The 19,928-nt window shown below is 39.6% G+C and carries 13 protein-coding genes; 7 read left to right on the forward strand and 6 right to left on the reverse strand.

The window, feature by feature from the left end:
• Positions 1-22: 22 nt before the first annotated feature.
• From KCTC52924_RS13630 to KCTC52924_RS13650, 5 genes are all read right to left on the reverse strand, one after another.
• A complete protein-coding gene (locus tag KCTC52924_RS13630; protein WP_251806617.1) occupies positions 23-3,541 on the reverse strand; it encodes a PAS domain S-box protein in 3,519 nt (1,172 codons plus the stop codon).
• Positions 3,542-4,372: 831 nt separating this feature from the next.
• Positions 4,373-5,485: a ThuA domain-containing protein gene (locus KCTC52924_RS13635; protein WP_251806618.1), complete on the reverse strand. Its 1,113-nt coding sequence runs from the start codon at positions 5,483-5,485 to the stop codon at positions 4,373-4,375.
• An 88-nt stretch (positions 5,486-5,573) separates the two neighbouring features.
• Positions 5,574-6,413: a sugar phosphate isomerase/epimerase gene (locus KCTC52924_RS13640; protein WP_251806619.1), complete on the reverse strand. Its 840-nt coding sequence runs from the start codon at positions 6,411-6,413 to the stop codon at positions 5,574-5,576.
• Between the two features lie 97 nt (positions 6,414-6,510).
• Entirely contained in the window at positions 6,511-7,809 is a 1,299-nt protein-coding gene (locus KCTC52924_RS13645) for a sugar MFS transporter (protein WP_251806620.1), read from the reverse strand.
• A gap of 450 nt (positions 7,810-8,259) precedes the next feature.
• The gene (locus tag KCTC52924_RS13650; protein WP_370671472.1) at positions 8,260-9,144 is read right to left on the reverse strand and encodes an AraC family transcriptional regulator; all 885 of its coding nucleotides are present in this window, start codon (positions 9,142-9,144) and stop codon (positions 8,260-8,262) included.
• A gap of 276 nt (positions 9,145-9,420) precedes the next feature.
• On the opposite strand from KCTC52924_RS13650, the gene KCTC52924_RS13655 reads away from it, so the two are divergent.
• The 7 genes from KCTC52924_RS13655 (at position 9,421) to KCTC52924_RS13685 (ending at position 18,726) form a co-directional block, all read left to right on the forward strand.
• Positions 9,421-10,470, forward strand: a complete 1,050-nt coding sequence (locus KCTC52924_RS13655; protein ID WP_251806622.1) for a sugar phosphate isomerase/epimerase — start codon at positions 9,421-9,423, stop codon at positions 10,468-10,470.
• 67 nt (positions 10,471-10,537) lie between these two features.
• A complete protein-coding gene (locus tag KCTC52924_RS13660) occupies positions 10,538-11,698 on the forward strand; it encodes a Gfo/Idh/MocA family protein (RefSeq protein ID WP_251806623.1) in 1,161 nt (386 codons plus the stop codon).
• Positions 11,699-11,891: 193 nt separating this feature from the next.
• Positions 11,892-13,004 carry a zinc-binding dehydrogenase gene (locus tag KCTC52924_RS13665; protein WP_251806624.1) on the forward strand — a complete coding sequence of 371 codons (1,113 nt, stop codon included), beginning with the start codon at positions 11,892-11,894 and terminating at the stop codon, positions 13,002-13,004.
• 16 nt (positions 13,005-13,020) lie between these two features.
• Positions 13,021-14,040: an NAD(P)-dependent oxidoreductase gene (locus tag KCTC52924_RS13670; protein ID WP_251806625.1), complete on the forward strand. Its 1,020-nt coding sequence runs from the start codon at positions 13,021-13,023 to the stop codon at positions 14,038-14,040.
• Positions 14,037-15,008: a Gfo/Idh/MocA family protein gene (locus KCTC52924_RS13675; RefSeq protein ID WP_251806626.1), complete on the forward strand. Its 972-nt coding sequence runs from the start codon at positions 14,037-14,039 to the stop codon at positions 15,006-15,008. Before KCTC52924_RS13670 ends, KCTC52924_RS13675 begins: the two co-directional genes overlap by 4 nt.
• Positions 15,009-15,036: 28 nt before the next feature.
• Entirely contained in the window at positions 15,037-18,207 is a 3,171-nt protein-coding gene (locus KCTC52924_RS13680) for a PVC-type heme-binding CxxCH protein (protein ID WP_251806627.1), read from the forward strand.
• A 303-nt stretch (positions 18,208-18,510) separates the two neighbouring features.
• On the forward strand, positions 18,511-18,726 hold the full coding sequence (locus tag KCTC52924_RS13685; RefSeq protein WP_251806628.1) for a hypothetical protein: 216 nt from the start codon (positions 18,511-18,513) through the stop codon (positions 18,724-18,726).
• 240 nt (positions 18,727-18,966) lie between these two features.
• Here KCTC52924_RS13685 and KCTC52924_RS13690 read toward each other — a convergent pair whose 3' ends face one another.
• A complete protein-coding gene (locus KCTC52924_RS13690) occupies positions 18,967-19,854 on the reverse strand; it encodes a PKD domain-containing protein (protein WP_251806629.1) in 888 nt (295 codons plus the stop codon).
• Positions 19,855-19,928: the final 74 nt, after the last annotated feature.

Here is a 19,928-nt window from a genome sequence, read left to right on the forward strand (position 1 = left end):
GCCTTAGCATATATAACTAAAGTTAATTGGATACGATTAAAAAGTCGATAATGACTTTTTTAATTGTATCCATCACTACAGGCTTTGTCACGTATTCATCCATGCCATTATCAAGACACTTTTGGCGTTCTCCTGCCACCGTTCTTGCGGTTAATGCGATAATAGGAATGCGAGTTTCATTATTTTCTAGTTTTCTTATCTCTTTAGAAGCATCAAAACCGCTTAATAGTGGCATCTGTATATCCATTAATATTAAATCGATTTTATTATTTTTATAAGCTTCTACAGCCTCTTCACCATTATCCACCTCTATCAGCACTACTTTGGGGAGCAATTTTTTAAGAATTGTTCGCGTTAAATGTTTATTTATCATATTATCTTCCGCAACCATAATCCTAAATTTGTAGTCGGAGATATTTAAATCCTCTGTATTTAATGAGTCTATAGAGTTCTGAATATCCGGATTTTGTACTTGCTCAATAAGTTTAAAAAGAGCATTCATTTGTATGGGTTTTACCACATTAAATTGTACCTGATATTCAGCGCATTTTTGCCGCACCTTATTGTCGTCCCCAGAACTGTGCAAAAGGATAATAGGAAGTTTGTCTTCGGAAATTTTAAGTACGGTTCTAATGTGTTTAATGAGGTCTAGCCCATTTAGATACGGCATGTGGTAATCGATAATAGCCAAATCAAATGTTTCACCTTTTTGTAAAGTATTTATGGTTTCAATTCCATTAGACAGTAGGGTGGTATTGATTTGGTCTACGGCTAGCATGTCTTTCAGTATAGTACGGTTGTTAGAATTATCATCTACCACCAATACATTTTTTACGTTGCGGGTAAGTGCCTGATCTCTTTTTTGTTCCAGTTCTGTTTTAAAAGTTACTTCAAAATAAAATACACTGCCCACATCTGGGGTGCTTTTTACTTGAAGCTTACTCCCCATAAGTTCCAATATGCGGTTGCTAATAGTTAAGCCAAGTCCAGACCCACCAAATTTCCTGGTGGTAGATGCATCTTCTTGATCAAAGGCATGAAATATTTTGTCCATATTTTCTGGGGCAATACCAATTCCGGTATCTCGTATAGAAAACTTATACAACATTTCACCCTCTTCTGTTCCTATTGATTTAGCCTCTACTTTCAATTCTACTTCTCCTTGAAGTGTAAATTTCACAGCATTCCCTAAGAGGTTTATGATAATTTGCTTTAGACGTACGGTATCGGCGTAAAGGAAACGCTTTATTTGTGGGGAAATGTTTAGTAATACCTCTAATTCTTTGTCATGAGCTTGGTGTTTAATGAGGTCGATGGCCTCACCACAAAGTTGCACCAAATCGGCTTTTTCTATATTTAACTCTAATTTTTCTGCCTCAATTTTAGAGAAATCTAAAACGTCGTTAATTAAATTTAATAAGGATATAGCAGAGATATGAACGGTCTTCATATAATTTTGTTGACTGTCCGAAAGTGTTGTTTTCATTAAAAGATCCGTGAAACCAATGATGCCATTCAATGGTGTTCTAATCTCATGACTCATATTCGCTAGAAAATCCGACTTGGATTTACTAGCCATTTCGGCCTTTTCCTTGGCCGTGATTAGTGATTCTTCCATTGCCTTTAGCTCAGAAATATCGGCTCCAACTCCTAAATATCCGGTTGTATTTCCGTCGCTATCCCGTATAGGGGTAACTACAAGCTGAACGGGAAATATACTGCCGTCTTTTCTGATATAGGACCATTCTTTAGGTTCTATTTTGCCGTGTTCCACCTCATAAGTAAAGGCAGCCTCCCGGGCTACAGGATGTCCATATTTTTCAGAAAGTTCTTTAACGTAGTCGGTAATCTCTTCCTCTACATGAAAAATGGCCGCAGTGGTTTTTTCTACCACTTCATCGGAAGAGTATCCCAATAGGTTTTCTGCCCCTTTGTTAAATTTTCTAATAGAGAGGTTAAGGTCTGTCTCTACAATAGATATTTGGGTGGTAGCGTCTAGCAAGGCCTTTAATTCGTTTAAACTACGTTGCAATGCCTGCTGGCTCAATATAGACTCTGTCATGTCTACGACCTCACCGATAAGGGAAGTTACATTTCCTCCTTCATCATAAATACCCCCAACATGAAAATGACAGTGGACTAAATGTCCTTTTTTATGAATATATCTTTTTTCAATAGTATAGTTTTCAATTTTCCCCTTAAGAAGCTTTTCAATTAAATGGTTATCATTTTTATAATCCTTTGGGTAGGTAATGTCCTTAAATCTAAGTTCGCGAAACTCCTTTTTAGAATAGCCAATCATTTGTGCTAACTTGTTGTTGAACAACACCCAATTGCGGTCAAGACCTATAACGCCCATTCCGTTAGGAGAGTTGTCAAAGGCCTTTTTAAATTTATCAGCGTTTTCCTTGGCCACACGCTGTAACTCTTTTTGCTCCGAAATTTCTTCAATTTGAGTGATCACAAGATCTTCATGATTGCCTAACCCTGGAACTATGGAGGTGTTTATTTTACAACAAATTATCTTTCCAGTGGAGTGTAGGCATTTTACCTCTAATTTGTAACTGTTTATTTCTCCAGCTATTAATCTATTTCGAAAATCAATGGCAGTAGCAAGATCGTCGGGGTGAATGACATCTCTAAAGGTGAGCTGTAATACTTCCTCTTTGGAAAGGTTTTCAAAGCCAAAAATCTGTATACTGGCTAGGTTAATATCAATTACTTTATTGTCCTTATTAACCAAAAGAATCCCAATAGGGGAGTTTGCAAATATTTTTTCAAACCGGTCCCTAGTTTCTTTGTATTCAACTTCTCGTTTCTTTTCGTCGTCTATATCCTGAAAGGCACCGTAAACTCGGATACATTTTCCAAATTTAAATTCTGGTTTTCCAAATGCTCGGACCCAAATTTCCTTGCCCTTTGCCGTGATTACTTTACTTTCAACATCGTAGGAGGTGCCATTGGTAATACAATCATTAAATGAGTTGATTATAAGTTCTCTACTCCAGCCTTCTTTAAAAAAGTGAATGGACTTTTCAAATCCAGGTTCGTAATCGCTATCTACTTCATGGATGTCTTTTGTAGTCTTGGTCCAGTATACTTTTTGTTTTAGTAAATCAACTTCCCAGCCGCCAATATGTGCAATTTCATTTGTTTGCTCATAAATATCTATATGTGCGTTAAGGTCAATTCGTTCTTGTTCAAATCCATTTTTAGATGTAATAAACCGCAACAAATAAAACAGAGTATGTTGCTTGTCTTGTATTGGGTATGCCTCTACGTTTAAATTCTGTTGGTTGCCCAAAGCATCCTTAACAAAAAGCTGTACGGAGGAATTTTCTAAATTATCTTTACCTAAGGATTTAATGAAAATTTGAAGATCTTCAATAGTTTTAGCTCCAAGTTTTTCTTTTAAAACTGAAATGTTAAAATCAGATTCAGATAAGTCAAATTGTAAACTCTTCCAAAAAGATTGACTCACCCAAAAACTATCATTAGTGTTTTTTTCAAAAAACCATAAACCATCTATTGGTTCTTCCATAATCCAACTAAAAATAGTAGGATTAATTTGAAGTAAATTTTGTAGTTTACTTGTTAAATAAGAAGATTCTGACATAAACAATAAAGTTGTGAAACAGCTGCGAAAATACGGAATTCTTTCCATTCGTCGAATAAATTGGATTTTAAACGATTGAAAATGACTTTTTTAAACCGTTTAGAGGAAATGGTATCTTATAAATTATTGTCCCTGAATAATTTTATTACAATAGTGTTTGGTAGCTAATTTTGATCAGGATGTTTCTAAAATTCAATTTGATACTATGTAATTGATTGTAGCTAAGGTGATTGGTAGTTATTCTGCAGAAGTAAAGTGGACTAAAAATGCATTTTAAATGTCAATATTTAATAGGAACTGTGTTATTTATAACGGCGACATATTCTTTTAACTAGGGTAATTATTTTCAAACAAAACATAGATACCTTGGGTTAACAATGCCATAGAGGTAATGGTGATTTCTGTTTCACTAATTACCGTTCATATTTTGCTAGCTAGATTTATTTTAGGAATGTAGCGCATAATATGAGATCCTTAAAGTCCTGACCAACTGGAGTAATAGAAAGGTATTCCTTTAATAGGAGTCTGGAATTTTAGGGAGGGTAAAAGAATTGGTTTTGTTTCTATTCCGAACAAAATAAAATAATGAAGAAAGAATATTAGAGTAGTGGATTACAATTTTGTGAAACCTACTATCTGGATCGCGCTACAAAAGCTTTCCTGCGAAGGGAAATAGTTTTCACAAGGCAGGAAAGGATCATAGTGTTTATATGATTAAAAGGTTAGATATGGATAGGTGTAAAGTACAATTTTTCTTTATTTAAGATCTATGACCTTCAGTTGCTTTTGTTCCCAATATTCATCTTTTCTAAACTGGAAGGTGGTAGGATTATAATCCCCCACTAAGGAAACATCAGCTTTGGCGGGTACCGGAAGTTCCATTGCCCAGTATACCCCGTTTACCAAGAGTCTTCGTGTGCCTTCCATCAATAGGTCATTGGCCGCTCCGATGGTAGATGTCACTACCTTTCCCGTTTTGCCGTCTACTAGCTTGTAGCTCTTGGTCCAGGCTATTGGCATCATAGGGTTGTTTAGATCAACTCCTTTATCGTTGGTCTTTGCCACATCATTGTCGGTTGGCTTCATTCCATAGAAAATATCCTTTTCATCAAATTCCCCGGATCTATTTACAACTTGTCCCAAAATTATTGGCTGTGAATCGCCAGGAAGTGGTAGTCGTACACCGTATACATCGGAAGGCCCCCATACGTCTCCATCCTCCAATCCATTGGTGATTGGGTGTGATCTGGCTCCTTCTGCAATGATGCCCCTAGTGCTCTGATGTTTGTGATGCCCATGGTGATTAATCCAGTTCTCCCCTAGTATAAATCGTCCAAATCCATCCTTCCATTCCGTTTTTTCGCCATTGTAGTAATTACCGTAATGTTTATAGCTGGAAGTGGAATCGGCTTTAAAATTAAAGGCATGGGTAGCGGTTCTGATTCCCATGACCGGCTTGCCCGATTTTAAATAGGCATCTATATGCTTCATTTGATGGTCTGGAAGAGCGCGAAACCTTGTAAACATAACCATCATATCTGCTGTAGCCAAAGCCTCTAGACCTGGGATGTTTTTACCATAATTGGCATTGATTATACCTGGTTTTTCTGGATTTTGGGCATACAGAACGGTAGCCTTAAAACCATGGTGGGTTGTTAAAATTTTCGCTAATTGAGTCAATGCCTCCTCGGATCGGTATTCCTCATCCCCTGAGATGAATACAATGTGTTTGGCGTTCTTGTCCTTTTCATTAAAAGTTAACCACTGTATAGGCTCATCATTAGTAGTTTTAGTTTCTTGTTGAGCAGTTTTTTTGCCGTAACAGGAAACGATGAAAATACAGATTAATAGGTAAAAGTAATTTTTCATAATGTATTGCTTTAAAGCGTGTTGTTTCAATAATGTAGGGTCCGATGGTACAGGGATCATACACAAATAATTCGCTTAATTCCTCAGTTTACTTTTGCATCCCTTGTTTAATAAAGTCTAAGCCTTTGGTATATATTTCCTCCGAAGGGGAAAAATCCCTCCATACATTAATGGCATTCGCAAATTCGGGAATCTCGGTACTAAAGGCCTCAATGGTTAGCCAACCATCATAATCTATTTCCTTTAAGCTGCTAAAAACTTCCTTCCAGTGTACTTGACCACTACCAGGTGTTCCACGATCATTTTCACTAATATGAACGTGCTTAAGAAAGGGCGCAATGGTATTTATGGCGTTTGCCTGACTTTTTTCTTCTATATGGGAGTGATGGCTATCGTACATGGCACCCAAATTAGGATGATTTACTTGTTCGACCAATGTTTTTAGATCGGCCATAGTATTGTATAAATAGCATTCAAACCTATTTAAGGCCTCTGGAGCAAGAATAATCCCTGCCGTAGCCGCATATTCAGCAGCTTTTTGCAGCATTTCAACACTCCTTTCCCTCTCCAATAGAGTAGGGGGCTGGCGGGTAAAATAGGCAAAGCTAGAATGAAAAGGACCGCAGATGACTTCTACATTTGATGCTGCACCAACATCTATAGACCATTTAAGCTTATCTAATCCGGCTTCCCTAGTTTTGGCATCTGGACTAGCAATATTTTCCTCTGGTGCTAAACTTGCAACGGCCGTTACTCCTAGGTTTAGCGACTTAAAATAGGTGCCAAGCTTTGTGTAATGACTTACATCCCCTTCGCCTAAAAACAACTCTATGCCATCATATCCGGCCAACTTAATTTTTTCAACTATAGGGTAATGTTGCGCTGTGACATGGTTGGTCCAAAGCAACATATTCATTCCAATTTTCATAAATACTATTGTTTTAAAGGTTCTGCATAGCCTTCCGTCCTTCTTAATACAAGAAAGATAAAAGGCTATGGACCTAATTGGCACAGATTTTTAAGGTTTACAGCTCTGTAGCGGGTTGTCCAATAGTGGCTTCCGCTGCTGAGGTTTGATTGCGTTTTTTCATCCAGAACCACAAGATGATAAAGAGGATAATTAAAATAGCAGGAAACGTGACCATGGTTCTTAAAGTAGCTTGTCCGGCGACCAACTCTAGCTCATCCCCAGTTAATCCTGCTGCAGCAGCTACAGCTTTGTCAGAATCGATCCACCCCCCTATAATAGGTTGGAAAATTGATGTGGAGAACATACCTACCGCACCAATAATAGACATTCCCAAGGCGCCGCTTTTCGGAATCTTATCTGCAATAAAGCCAATCATATTTGGCCAAAAATAGGCAACTCCCAAAGCGAAGAATATAGCTGCTACATAAGCCATAGCCCCTGTTTGGGTACTAAATAGGAATATCCCTATGGTCGCGATAATTGCTGACCCCAATAAAACTCCGGTCTGGTCAAATTTCTTAACAACACTTCCACCAAAATATCGGGCAACCGCCATTAAACCAGTTACCAACGCTAATATAAGCATGGGGTTAGCACCACTTTTTTCTAAAATAAGACTTGACCACTGTTGGGGACCAAATTCAGAAATTGCGGTCAATGCCATACATATAATCATAAAAATAAATAACGGAGATGCCATTGCCTTTAGGTTCCCACCAATGGTAGCCGCTTCGTGCACTTTGGCTTCTGGCCATTTTTGACCAAGGAAAATATAACCATAGATTAAGGTAGGAATAAGGATAATCCAAATCTGACTCTCCCATTGCATACCTCCACCAAGTAAACCGCCTGAAATATTGAAACCATCCGTCATAAAGGTAGAGATAACACTACCTATAGCAATTCCACCTGGGAACCACATATGAAATCGGTTCATCATCTTACTCATCCTAACCCCTTGGTAGGCATCAGCGATCATTGGATTACAAGCTGCTTCAGTACAACCATTACCTAAACCAATAAGTAAGGTTGATATTAGTAGGCCGGTATAGCTGCCAGAATAAACAGTCATTATAATACCGATCATATGTGCAAAAAAGGCAAATTGCATAATGGCTTTTCCTCCTACTTTATGGTAGATTAAGCCCCCTATAACCATAGAGATCGGGAAACCTAAAAACCACATAGAATTGATAAAGCCCAGTTGCTCTCCGCTTAAACTGAGTTCTGCACCTAGTTGCGGTAGAATACCCGCCCTTATGCTAAAAGAAAAAGCGGTAGTGATTAAAGCGAAGCAACTACCATAAAAGAGTCTGTTCGCATTAGGGGATAAGGTAGATGTTGTGTTTTCCATCGAGCTAATAGTTTATTTTTAATGTTTGGTTAATTATTTTTTGAAGTTATAAGATTAATCACTTTTTTGCAATAATCATAATTTTTTATGATGGCTGTCCCCATAACTTATTGGGAAGGGGCACTTTTATACCGATTCCGCGACCCAAAATACCTAAAAACGATGTATTTTAAATTAGGTGCCAAGATTTAATCCGAACAAATCTAAACTTTAAAGCAGTCGCATGCTTCCTTTTTCTTGTTAAAGAACAGTACTATTTTGTCTTTTATGCTCCAGTTTATTGAAATTTCAGGTATTTAAAACTTATTTAGTAAGAAACATTCGCCGAATAGTTTTGGTAGTAAAAATGAAATGTTGTTGTCCCAATACTGGGTATAGAATGTTGATTTAATATATACGTCCTATCATTTTTTAATCAATTAGAGCATCTCAATAGGTAGTACTGCAATTTTATGAGATACTGGTCTTAATGTTTAAAAACAACTTTCTAAATTCATGAGGACTCATATTGACAATGGATTTAAATTGCCTATTGAAATTAGACAGGGCATTAAACCCACATTCGTAACTAATTTGAGAGATATTAAAATTATCTTCCAACAGCAGTTTTCTTGCATGGCCAATACGTATTTCATTGACAAACCGAGTAAAGGTTTTATTGGCGCGAGGTTTAAAATACCTGCAAAAGGAGGTGGTAGTCATGTTTAACAAGCTGGCCATTTCCTCCAAGGAAATTTTGGTCTTAAAGTTGCTCATTACATAGTCGTATACTATTTGCATTTTTTCGGCATCGTCACCTTTAAAGGTATTTACGTAACCCGGACTCGCTAGTAGAGTGTATTCCTCGGAATTGGCAAGTAGGTCAATTATTTCCAATAATTTCATGATTCTGCTAAACCCTTTTTCATCGGCTAATTTAGGCATTAGTTGGTTGATCTTATTTTTGGTATCCCCAAAAAATTCCATTCCCCTGACCGAATTTTCTACCAACTTATTAATGTTGTAAAATTCCTCTTTTTCCAAAAGGGACTCACTTAATAGTTCATGGTCAAAATAGATGACTAACCCCCGGGTTGTAAGTGGGCGGTTTTTTTCAAAATATACATCGTCACTACGCCATAAATGGGGAAGATTAGGCCCTGTAATTACCAGATCGCCCCTTTCAAAAGACTGTACATGGTCGCCTACAAAGCGTGTGCCCTTACCCTCGGCGATAAACGAAATCTGGAATTCCGGATGAAAATGCCAGTTGGGGTTAAAATAGGGCCCCACCAAATCTTTAAAAATAAAAGTTTGTTTATTGGTTAATGTCTTTTCAATACTTGGCATACTCATAAATTTCCCTCATTTTTTTTAATAAAGCCTAAATTAAGGCAAAAAAGTGTCAATATTTAGTAAAATAAAGGGAATATGTAGTAACAATGTACTCTAGATTTGTAGATACCGAATGTTACGGTCAAAATTTATCGATATATTTAATGTTGATTCTATGAAAGTTCCCAGTTTGTGAATTTATTCATTAAATTGGATTTAAGTCATTGTAAATTAAGTTGTCAGCATTATTTACCATTCTGGTAATCTGCTGTCGTCATTCCATAAAAATCAATACATATGCAAGAAAACAATTTCCCTAAACTTCACAACGCTTCGTGGCCAGGCGTGGTGGGAAAAGGACCCGATTCGGAGCCACCAATCTCATTAGACACTATTATTGACCTCACAGCAAATGCAGAGGTAGATGGAGTGAAGTTTGATGGATTTGATCTTTTCCTTTCCGATCCACATATGGACATCGATTCTACGGATGACGGGATTAAAAGAATGGCCGATAAGGCTAGGGCAAAGAACTTAGAAATAGGAAGTCTTGTTGCTCCTGTATGGACAGGAACAGGCGGGGGATCGGCAATGGGTTCTAAAGCAGAACGGAATCAGTTTGTGACCCAAGTAAAAAAGGCATGTATTATCGGAAAAAAGCTTCGTGATACCGGGATTAGACCTCATGGTGTAATCCGAATCGATTCTTCAGTAGATCCTGCTAGTTGGTCTGCGGATCCCGTAGGCAATACCAAGCTGATAGCACAAACCTTTAGGGAAGCCTGTGATATTGCGGCAGATTACGGGGAATCTTTGGCGGCAGAAGGTGAGATTTGTTGGGGAGGAATGCAGGGATGGAAAACCATGATCAATACGCTGGAAGCTGTAGATAGGCCTAATATTGGATTTCAGGCCGATATGGCCCATACCTTATTGTACCTATTGGGATATAATAAATCTGACGAACGAATTTTACCAGTAGATTTTAAATGGGAAGATAGGGAAGCCCTCACAGATGGATTAAAGACGTTAACCGCTGCCTTAAGGCCATGGACCATTGATTTTCATGTGGCTCAAAATGATGGGACAGTCTTTGGTGCAGGTTCCCACGATAAAACAGGACGGCATTGCTTGGCTTCTGATCCCAATGGAAAATTGGATATAGTAGCCGATGCCGGATTTTGGTTGCGTGATGACAATGGCGATCTCACCAAGAAATTCAAACATATTTGTTGGGATGGCTGTATGTTCCCGAATGAGGTGATGATGAAGCCTAAAACCTGGAACGATATCCTTGCGGTAATGATCAAGGTAAGGCAACAGCACGGTTGGTATGAAGCCAAATAGATAGGACTCCCTAATTTGGGAACAAGTACATGGAAAAAGCTTACAATTTAATTAAAGAAAATTAAGAATGTCGGATAAAAAAATAATCAGAATTGGGTTGGTAGGATACGGATTTATGGGGCGTACCCATTCCAATGCCTATAATAGATTGGAAAATTTCTTTCCAGAACTAAAATACCGTCCCGTACTTAAGGCGGTATGTGCCCGAAACAAGGAACGCTTACAAGCTTTTGCTGATCAATGGGGGTACGAATCTATAGAAACTGATTGGAGGAAATTGATTGCCAGGGACGATATAGATGCTATAGATATTTGCACACCCAACAATATGCATGCAGAAATTGCTATTGCCGCTGCTAAGGCGGGAAAAATGGTGCTATGTGAAAAGCCATTGGCCCGAACGGTGGCAGAGGCTCAACCTATGGTAGATGCGGTTGAAAAAGCGGGAGTTAAGAATACGGTATGGTATAACTACCGTAGGGTCCCTGCGGTTACACTTGCCAAACAACTTATAGATGCGGGGAAATTGGGTAAAATTTTTCATTATCGCGCAAATTTTTTACAGGATTGGACCATTAGTCCAGAGTTGCCCCAAGGTGGGGAAGGTACTTGGCGACTAGATAACGAAGCCGCAGGATCAGGAGTTACAGGAGATCTATTGGCGCATTGTATAGATACAGCCATGTGGTTGAACGGGGGTATTAAGGATGTATCGGCAGTAACGGAAACCTTTATTAAGGAACGTATGCATACCGGAACCGGGGAGGTACAAAAGGTGGATATAGATGATGCCTGTATTTTTCATTGCCATTTTGATAACGGCTCCTTGGGAGTGTTCGAGTCTACACGGTATGCCCGCGGACATAAAGCCGCCAAAACTTTCGAGATAAATGGGGAACACGCTTCCATAAAATGGGACTTACACGACTTGAACCGATTGGAGTATTTTGACCATAGGGATGAATCTATAACACGTGGCTGGCGCTCCATACATGTTACGGACGGAGATCAACCTTATATGGATAAATGGTGGGTGCCCGGGCTAAGTGTGGGATACGAACATACATTTGTGCATCAGGCAGCGGATTTCTTTAAAAGTTTGGAGGACGATTCAGTTTGTTCCCCTACCTTTAAAGAAGCTCAGGAAACCCAAAAAGTGTGTGAGGCCGTTTTAGAATCGGCCAAAGAAAGACGGTGGAAAGATACTGACGTCAATTGGCAGAAGTAGGAGGAATTTTACGATAACTACAATGAACATTAGCGAGCCTATTTTGTAATCCAAGAATGTTTTGGGGAAAATTGTTCCCTTTATTGGAGATTCCAAAGTCAAAGTCAGCTTATGCATAGCGGTTTTCACAAGGCTTGTAGTGCTTACTAAAGGTGCTATAACTTGTTGCCGTTTTTAAATAAACAAATTAAAAATGAGTGAAAAAATAAAAGGTTTTTGTCTTCACGGAAGAGAGAAAATAACACCCAATTCGGAGGGATCTGTGACGAGAAATACCTCAGTTGTGGATATGGATATCCCCAAATTAAAAGAAGGGGAAATTTTAGCAAAGACCTTGTTTACGGGAATTTGTGGCTCCGACAATAGTGCCGCTTTGGGAAAATCTAATTTTGACTGGGTAGAGCGCCCAAGGGTCATTGGTCACGAGTTTAGCGCAGAGGTCCTAGAATTGGGGCCTGGAGAGCATGGCGACCTCAAGGTTGGTGATGTTTTTACACCATTGGCCATGTTGGGCTGTCAGGATGAGGAATGTCCCGCTTGTAGCGTATCTAAATGGAACCTATGTTCGTCCAAACAAATCATAGGCTTCCATAGAAACGGTGGTTTTGGTCAAAGGGTAGTATTGGAATCCGATCGGGCAGTAGTATTAATGGACGGATTAAGTCCGCAGCAAGGCGCCTTGGTAGAGCCATTATCCGTAGTAGTTAATGCGCTATATAATAAGTGCGCTATTAAACCTGGTCAGGATGTGGTAGTGACTGGTTGTGGCATTATCGGCCTGATGTCTGCAGAAGTGGCGCGTGCCGCAGGAGCGAGGGTAGCTATTACTGGAATAGCCCATGATCGGGATATCCGATTAAAAAAAGCTAGGGAAAGGGGCTTTATTACAATAGAAGTATCCCCGGAAAATCCCTTAGCCAGCCAATTGCAAGAAGGAATTACTGATGCCAACGGAGTAGCCTTTGGCAATAAGGGGAAAGTAGATCTACTGATAGAATGTTCGGGGGTACCCCAAGTTTTGTCCGAAGCCATTTCCGTAGTTCGGCCAGAAGGTGATATTTGTGTTATAGCCACCTATGGCAAAGAAGTAGAGATCAATGCCACCCATCTTACACGGACCTCTCTAAATATGAGAGGGTCTATGGGATCCTGTAGGGTAGATTATATGATAGCCCAAAAACTGATGGTCACCGGGGCATTCCCGGCGGAACACTATTCGGATTTCTATGATTTTAAGGATATTACTCAAGCTTTTGAAGACTCTATAAAAGCCACCAATGTGAAGGCGGTCGTAAAAATGAACTGATAACAGAAGAAAGACAATGCATAAAATATTTATAACTGGCGGTACAGGTTGTATAGGATCGGCAACGATTTACAAATTATTGGAATCCGAGGAGGTTTCTAAAATTATTGTGGCTTCGCGTGCCAATAATACGGATTCCTTAAAATTATGGTTAGGGGAGGATTTAGATCCTAGGCTGGAATTTGAAACCTTGGATGTGGCCGATTATAAGGCAATGGAAGAAGTGCTGATACGCATAAATCCTACTCATATTATTCATTTGGGAGCCTATCAAAGTCCTGATTGTTCCCAATACCATATAAAAGGTATGGAAATTAATACCGGTGGTACCATGGCCCTTTTTGATGTAGCAGAAAAACTACGTAATTTAAAGCGATTTGTATTCGCAAGTTCGGCTGCTGTATATGGAATGCGTGCTATGTACCCAAACCCGGGTATTACCGAAGACGCGCAATTAGCGCCTCCCAATCACTACGGAATTTGGAAATTGGCGGGAGAACATTTGGCAAGATTATTTCATAATAACACCAAAGTGCCCACAGTTTGCCTAAGGATCAATACCACCTACGGGAAGGGGAGAGATAAAGGAAAGACCTCTGCTCCTACAAATGCTTTGAAAGCTATTGCTATGGGAGCGGTTAAGGGGGAAGTACTCCCTTTTGAAATGCCCTACCAAGGACGTGAAAATTATCATTTTGTGGAGGATGTAGGTGCTCATTTTGCAGCGTGTGCGTTATCGGATTTTACTGGATTTGGTGCTTTTAATATCAAGGGAGAGACCATAGCTATAGAAGATTTTTTAGAAATAGTAAGGCAAGAGGCTACGGCATTGGGGATTGGGAAATTTGCGCAACTTTCCATATTGGAAGGGGCAGAGCCCAACCTCTTTGTATCGGACCTTAGTCATGAAAAAATTGACCGTACTTTTAATGGATTACCATTAACGCCAATAGGGGAAGGAGTCCGTAAATCACTTAAGGAATTTAAGGATATGGCGGAAAAAGGAATATTAAACTATTCAGTCCAAGGCTCATGAAAACCGTAAAAATTGGATTGCTTGGGGCGGGGGACATTGCCGATTTACATGCCGAGGCAATAAATTCTATGGACGGTGCGGAATTGGTGGGTCTCTGGAACAGAACAGCGGAAAAGGGTGTTCTAAAAGCTGAAAAATACGGTTGTAGGACTTATAAAACGGAAGAGGAACTCCTACAGGATCCAGAAATAGATGCGGTTTTTATATTGACAAATATGGAAACACATTGTGATTATACCATAAGGGCCGCTCAAGCTGGGAAACATATTTTGGTTGAAAAACCAGCAGCTTCAAGTATTTCGGAGCTGGAAAAAATGAAAGCTGCGGTGGAAAAAGCGGGAGTAAAATGTATGCCCGTACACAACTATATCTACGAAGACGGAATCCAAAGGACCAAAAAAATGATCCAAGAAGGGCGATTGGGAGATATTACCCAATTTTACATGATGTACAATATCCATCATGCGGACGATATTAGGGCGAGATACCCTGGGGTAATCCGCCAAATACTTACACATCACAGCTATACCATGCTGTATTTGGCAGGAATGCCGAAAACCATTTCCTGTATAAAACACACAGTAGATTCCACTCTTGCCCCACAGGAAAACGTGGCCATGGCAAATATCCAGATGCAGAATGGGTCATTGAGTCATTTATCGGCCAGTTTTGCCAATGATGATCATTCTGGAGATCCATGGACCTGTATTATAAAAGTAATTGGAACCAAGGGAAGTACCCGTTATAGTTACAGGGATTGGGTGATTAATGCCCGTCACGGCGCTCATTCACAAACCTATGAATGCTATCCAGAATCCATAAAAAACACCACAACACATTTTGTGGATAAAGTATTGCGTAATAATGAAGAACCGCTTTCTAATTTAGAAGATGCCATCAGTTGTCAAAAAATTATTGAGGCCTGTGAAAAATCGGTAAAAGAGGGAATTCACGTCAATTTTAATTAAAATTTGAATTAGAGAAACAACCAACCTTATGAACTTAAATAAAAAGTGGATCCTTGGAAAAATCAGTCTAGTGATCTTAATTACAATTGCAGTAAGTAGTTGTAAGGATAGGAGTAATACTATACCCCTACAGAAGGAATCAAGTATAGTGCTGATAGGTAATAACCTAAGCTCTAGGATGATGAATTTTGGACATTTTGAAACAGAGATGCAGCTGCGATATCCAGACAGTTTGTTATTTATCAGAAATATGGCCGATGGGGGCAATACTCCCGGATTTAGGCCACATTCTTCCCGGAATTCGCCTTGGGCATTTCCTGGGGCAGAAGTTTTTCAAACCGAATTGGCACAAAATTCGGGAAGTATTGGTCACTTTGACACCGAAGATGAGTGGCTGTCCAGATTAAAAGCGGACGTAGTTATAGCCTTTTTTGGGTATAGCGAATCCTTTCAGGGAAAAGAGGGATTGGAAAACTATAAGGAGGAACTGAATGCCTTCATTCAGCATACGCTAAGACAGAACTATAATGGAATGGAGGCTCCTAAATTGGCCATTGTGTCCCCAATTGCCTTTGAAGACCTTTCAGCGGAAATGGATTTACCGAACGGGATCAAAGAGAATGAAAACCTCTCTATGTATACCGAGGCGATGCGCGAGGTGGCTGCTGAGAATAAGGTGCTTTTTTTAGATGCTTTTACACCCACTAAAAAATGGTACGGTACCGAGAAAGATAATCTGACGGCAGACGGATTTCAATTGAACGATTTTGGATATCAAAAGTTTGCCACTTTACTAGCCGATGGCATATTTGGAAAGGAAAAAGCTGTAGCAGAAGGAAACCGTAATTTGGTGCATGATGCCGTAATGGAAAAAAACTGGTTCTGGCATAATGACATTAAAATTCCAAACGGGGTGCATGCTTATGGAAGACGCTATGATCCTTTTGGGCCCAACAACTATCCCTATGAGGTGGAAAAAATTAGGGAGATGACCGCAATTCGGGATACGGCAATTTGGCAGGCGGCTAAAGGGCAAACTTTGGACCTTGCAGCAGCTGATGCCAAAACCAAAAAACTCCCTCCTGTAGAAACAAATTACCTGCCTAGTAATAAAAATGGGAGTCCAGAGTACTTATATGGGCAAGACGCCCTAGAAAAAATCACCGTACCTGAGGGTTATAAATTGGAATTGTTCGCATCCGAAGAAGAATTTAAAGACCTGGCAAATCCTGTGCAAATGTCCTTTGATAATAAAGGTCGGTTATGGGTAGGGGTAATGCCAAGTTATCCTCATTACAGACCTGGAGATAGTAAGCCAAATGATAAACTACTTATTTTAGAAGATACAAATAATGATGGCAAGGCGGATAAACAAACCGTATTTGCCGATGGCCTGCACTTGACCATAGGATTCGAGTTTGCTCCTGAGGGCGTTTATGTATCCCAAGGAACCAATCTAGTGCTCCTAAAAGATACCGATGGGGACGATAAGGCCGATGTAAAGGAAATAATACTAAGTGGTTTTGATGATCATGATACCCATCACGCTATCAGTGCCTTTGCTGCCGACCCTTCTGGGGCCATTTACATGGGCGAAGGTGTTTTTCTACATACCAATGTGGAAACTGCCTATGGTCCGGTAAGAGGCACTAATGGTGGATTTTATAGGTATAGTCCACAACGGCACCATTTGGAACGTACCGCACAACTCTCCATTCCCAATCCATGGGGAATTGCCTTTGATGAATGGGGACAAAATTTCTTTGCACATACCTCCGGTCCTGATATGACTTGGATGATGCCCGGGAGCATTAAATCGCGCTACGGGGTGGCAAATCCTTTGCCTGAAAATTTAATAGAGGACGCCCATAGGGTAAGGCCTACCTCTGGATTGGAGTTTGTATCTAGTAGGCATTTTCCTGATAATGTACAAGGGGACTTCATAATAAACAATACCATCGGATTTTTAGGGACCAAACAACATTCTATGGAAGATGACCCGGAATCCGCGGGATACCTTAGTAAACATAAGCTGGATTTAGTGACCTCTACCGATCCTAATTTCCGCCCTGTAGATATGGAATTTGCACCCGATGGGTCTCTATATTTTCTGGATTGGCACAATGTTTTGATCGGACATATGCAACACAATGCAAGAGATCCCCTTAGAGATCACGTCCATGGTAGGGTGTATAGAATCACCTATCCCTCCAAGCCATTAGTTGAACCAGCAAAAATTGTAGATGCCAGTGTATCTGAATTATTGGATAACTTAAAATTACCCGAATTTCGTACCAGATATAGGACTAGAAGGGAGTTAAGGGGAAGGGATGCCAATGAAGTGTTGACCTCATTAACAGAATGGGTGAAAACCTTGGATAAAAACGATCCCAAGTACGAGCACCATGTTTTGGAAGGATTATGGGTAAGTTGGGGATTAAATGAGATTGATGAAAAAATATTAGCGCAGGTGTTAAATTCTAAAGATTTTAGAGCCCGTGCCGCAGCTGTAAGAGTAGCAAGATATGGTGGGCATCAATTGGCTGATCAAGCCGAAATATTGATGAAGGGAGCACAAGACGAACATCCCCGGGTACGTTTGGAAGCCATGGTGGCCGCCTCTTGGTTAACAAAAGAAGTTGGATTGCCCATAGTGAAAAAAGTGGGGGAGAAGCCCTTGGATAGTTGGATGCAAAAACCTTACGAAGCTGCAACCGCTCATTTAAACGGACATAAGTTGGGAGAGGATCCCGAAGCCAATAAAATTAATACCCAGCTAAAGGGTAAAGAACGGGAAGTCTATATTAAAGGGGCAGCGATCTACGCCAGAGAAGGATTTTGTATCACTTGCCATCAACCAAATGGTAAAGGATTGGAGAGTTCAGGATTTCCACCGCTTGCAGGCTCCCATTGGGTTACAGGCAGTGAGGATCGACTCATAAAATTGACTATAAATGGAATGATGGGCCCTATAGAAGTACTAGGGAAAACATATCCCGGGCAGGTTCCCATGACCCCCTTTGGTGGTATGCTGAACGATGACGAAATAGCTGCGGTACTCACTTATGTGCGAAATACATTTGGAAACAAAGCTTCAGTTATTGATCCTGCTAAAGTAAAGCAGGTCCGAGAGGAAATTAAGGATAAAAAAGGATTTTATACCGCGGAAGAATTATTGAAGGAGCATCCAAAGGAATAAATTTACAGCTAGATTAGCACTTCATATTTCGTTGATTTTATTCAATAGATTATCTATTTTGAAATTTTATGCCTAAGTTTATATTATGGTAAAATGTTACATTTAATTCGGATTGTACAACATTGAGTTGTTTTTTGTTGATATTTGTGCTAAGTTTTTGTTAAATCCTAAGAAAATTTAGGATTTATGTAAAATTAGGGATATAATGCTAAATTCTGAGATTAAGTTTTATTATGTTTATACGACTAATGAGATTTATTACGGAAAATAATAATGTTGAACTATAAAAAATAGATGTTATTTATGGCTAGATTAGGAAGACCTGCAACGAGACCGACAGAATTGAAAGATGGTTATTATATCGAAGTTCGGAACAAGAATCAGAAATCAGGAGGAATAAAAATCAGAAGGGATACAGAAGAACAAATGATGTATGCCTATGAAGAGTATAAAAAAAGTAAGGATGTAACCGTTTTGGGAGAAATGAAAAACGGTAAAGTTGTTAATGTGGCAGTTTAATCCACAGCATAATTCTTAATAATATAACCCTGTCCTAATTACGGATGGGGTTTTTCGTGGCTCTATACTTTTCCTGATTTTGTGGCAGATTTATTAGCGCTCCTACCTTATTTATGGGATGTAAAGGGCCAATTACCTATGTGGGATAGCTGCTTTAATTAGAATTAATAAGCCCAGTTTTCTCCTTTAGAAAACTGGGCTTATTGTTAATGGAAAGTGTATTTTTTTAAGATGGCCTCCCTAAAGGGATTCAAAGGATAAATGAAACAATAGTGTAGGCTTATCATAAACAGTGGGTTCTGTGTGGATCCCCAAAGCCACATTCATAGTAGTCTCCGTAATTTCCTTAAGTATTACCAGAACTTTACTATCCTTAAACCCTAGGTATTCACCAAGGATAAGTTGAGTTTTATTGGTGAAATTCACTGGCCCTGCAGCCCCATCAACTATAAAGTCACCTTTCATGATCTCCCAGGTAGTATCTGTTGCAGGAGTATAGAGCACATGTGCCAAAGGCACATTGTTAACATCATAGGAGACAGCTGTAATTTCCGCACCGTGAAAAATACTAGCATAGACCAACCCCATTAAACTCTGTCCGTCCATATTGTTCACCACATATTTTCCATCATGAAAAAAGGTGAAGGTATCCTCATAGGAGGCACCTAATCCCACTAGCTCTAGTAGGTTTTTCTGAGAGGGCAGCAAAAGTCCCATTTCATTCTCTACCATTCCTGCTCCTTCCTTTCCAGAAGTATAGGCTTTTTTTAATCGCCATGATTTACCCTCCGTTCTAGCTTGTCCACCGGTCAATAAAATTTCTGTGGAAGGGAGGATGGTTACTTTCTTGGTCTCGGAAAAACTTCCATTTTCACCGGTAACGGTCATTGTAACATTAAAAGTTCCTATGTTAGAATAGGCATAAATAGGGTCTTCTTCCGTGCTGCTTGCACCATCACCAAAATCCCATGAAATGGTATTGGCATTGGCTATAGTTCCGTTAAATGTAACTTGGGTGCCTTCTACCAAGAACTGAAAATCAGCTAAGGGAGTAGCTGGCGCGTCATCGCTGCAATTTACCAGTAAGAGGGGAAGCAGGAACAGGCTAATTATTTTTGTGATCTTCATATGTTTATACTTTTAATTTTTGTGATTTATCTGATTGCCCATGGGCCAAATAAGTGTGACAATATTTTTTTTCT

This window comes from Arenibacter antarcticus, from assembly GCF_041320605.1.
In the GTDB taxonomy this organism is placed as follows: domain Bacteria; phylum Bacteroidota; class Bacteroidia; order Flavobacteriales; family Flavobacteriaceae; genus Arenibacter; species Arenibacter antarcticus.

Excerpts from the sequence above, each read along its gene's own strand:
- KCTC52924_RS13635 (WP_251806618.1), bottom strand. The coding sequence starts at position 5,485 with ATGAAAAATTACTTTTACCTATTAATCTGTATTTTCATCGTTTCCTGT.
- KCTC52924_RS13690 (WP_251806629.1), bottom strand. The coding sequence starts at position 19,854 with ATGAAGATCACAAAAATAATTAGCCTGTTCCTGCTTCCCCTCTTACTG.
- KCTC52924_RS13660 (WP_251806623.1), top strand. The coding sequence starts at position 10,538 with ATGTCGGATAAAAAAATAATCAGAATTGGGTTGGTAGGATACGGATTT.
- KCTC52924_RS13645 (WP_251806620.1), bottom strand. The coding sequence starts at position 7,809 with ATGGAAAACACAACATCTACCTTATCCCCTAATGCGAACAGACTCTTT.
- KCTC52924_RS13685 (WP_251806628.1), top strand. The coding sequence starts at position 18,511 with ATGGCTAGATTAGGAAGACCTGCAACGAGACCGACAGAATTGAAAGAT.
- KCTC52924_RS13670 (WP_251806625.1), top strand. The coding sequence starts at position 13,021 with ATGCATAAAATATTTATAACTGGCGGTACAGGTTGTATAGGATCGGCA.
- KCTC52924_RS13665 (WP_251806624.1), top strand. The coding sequence starts at position 11,892 with ATGAGTGAAAAAATAAAAGGTTTTTGTCTTCACGGAAGAGAGAAAATA.
- KCTC52924_RS13630 (WP_251806617.1), bottom strand. The coding sequence starts at position 3,541 with ATGGAAGAACCAATAGATGGTTTATGGTTTTTTGAAAAAAACACTAAT.
- KCTC52924_RS13680 (WP_251806627.1), top strand. The coding sequence starts at position 15,037 with ATGAACTTAAATAAAAAGTGGATCCTTGGAAAAATCAGTCTAGTGATC.
- KCTC52924_RS13655 (WP_251806622.1), top strand. The coding sequence starts at position 9,421 with ATGCAAGAAAACAATTTCCCTAAACTTCACAACGCTTCGTGGCCAGGC.
- KCTC52924_RS13640 (WP_251806619.1), bottom strand. The coding sequence starts at position 6,413 with ATGAAAATTGGAATGAATATGTTGCTTTGGACCAACCATGTCACAGCG.
- KCTC52924_RS13650 (WP_370671472.1), bottom strand. The coding sequence starts at position 9,144 with ATGAGTATGCCAAGTATTGAAAAGACATTAACCAATAAACAAACTTTT.
- KCTC52924_RS13675 (WP_251806626.1), top strand. The coding sequence starts at position 14,037 with ATGAAAACCGTAAAAATTGGATTGCTTGGGGCGGGGGACATTGCCGAT.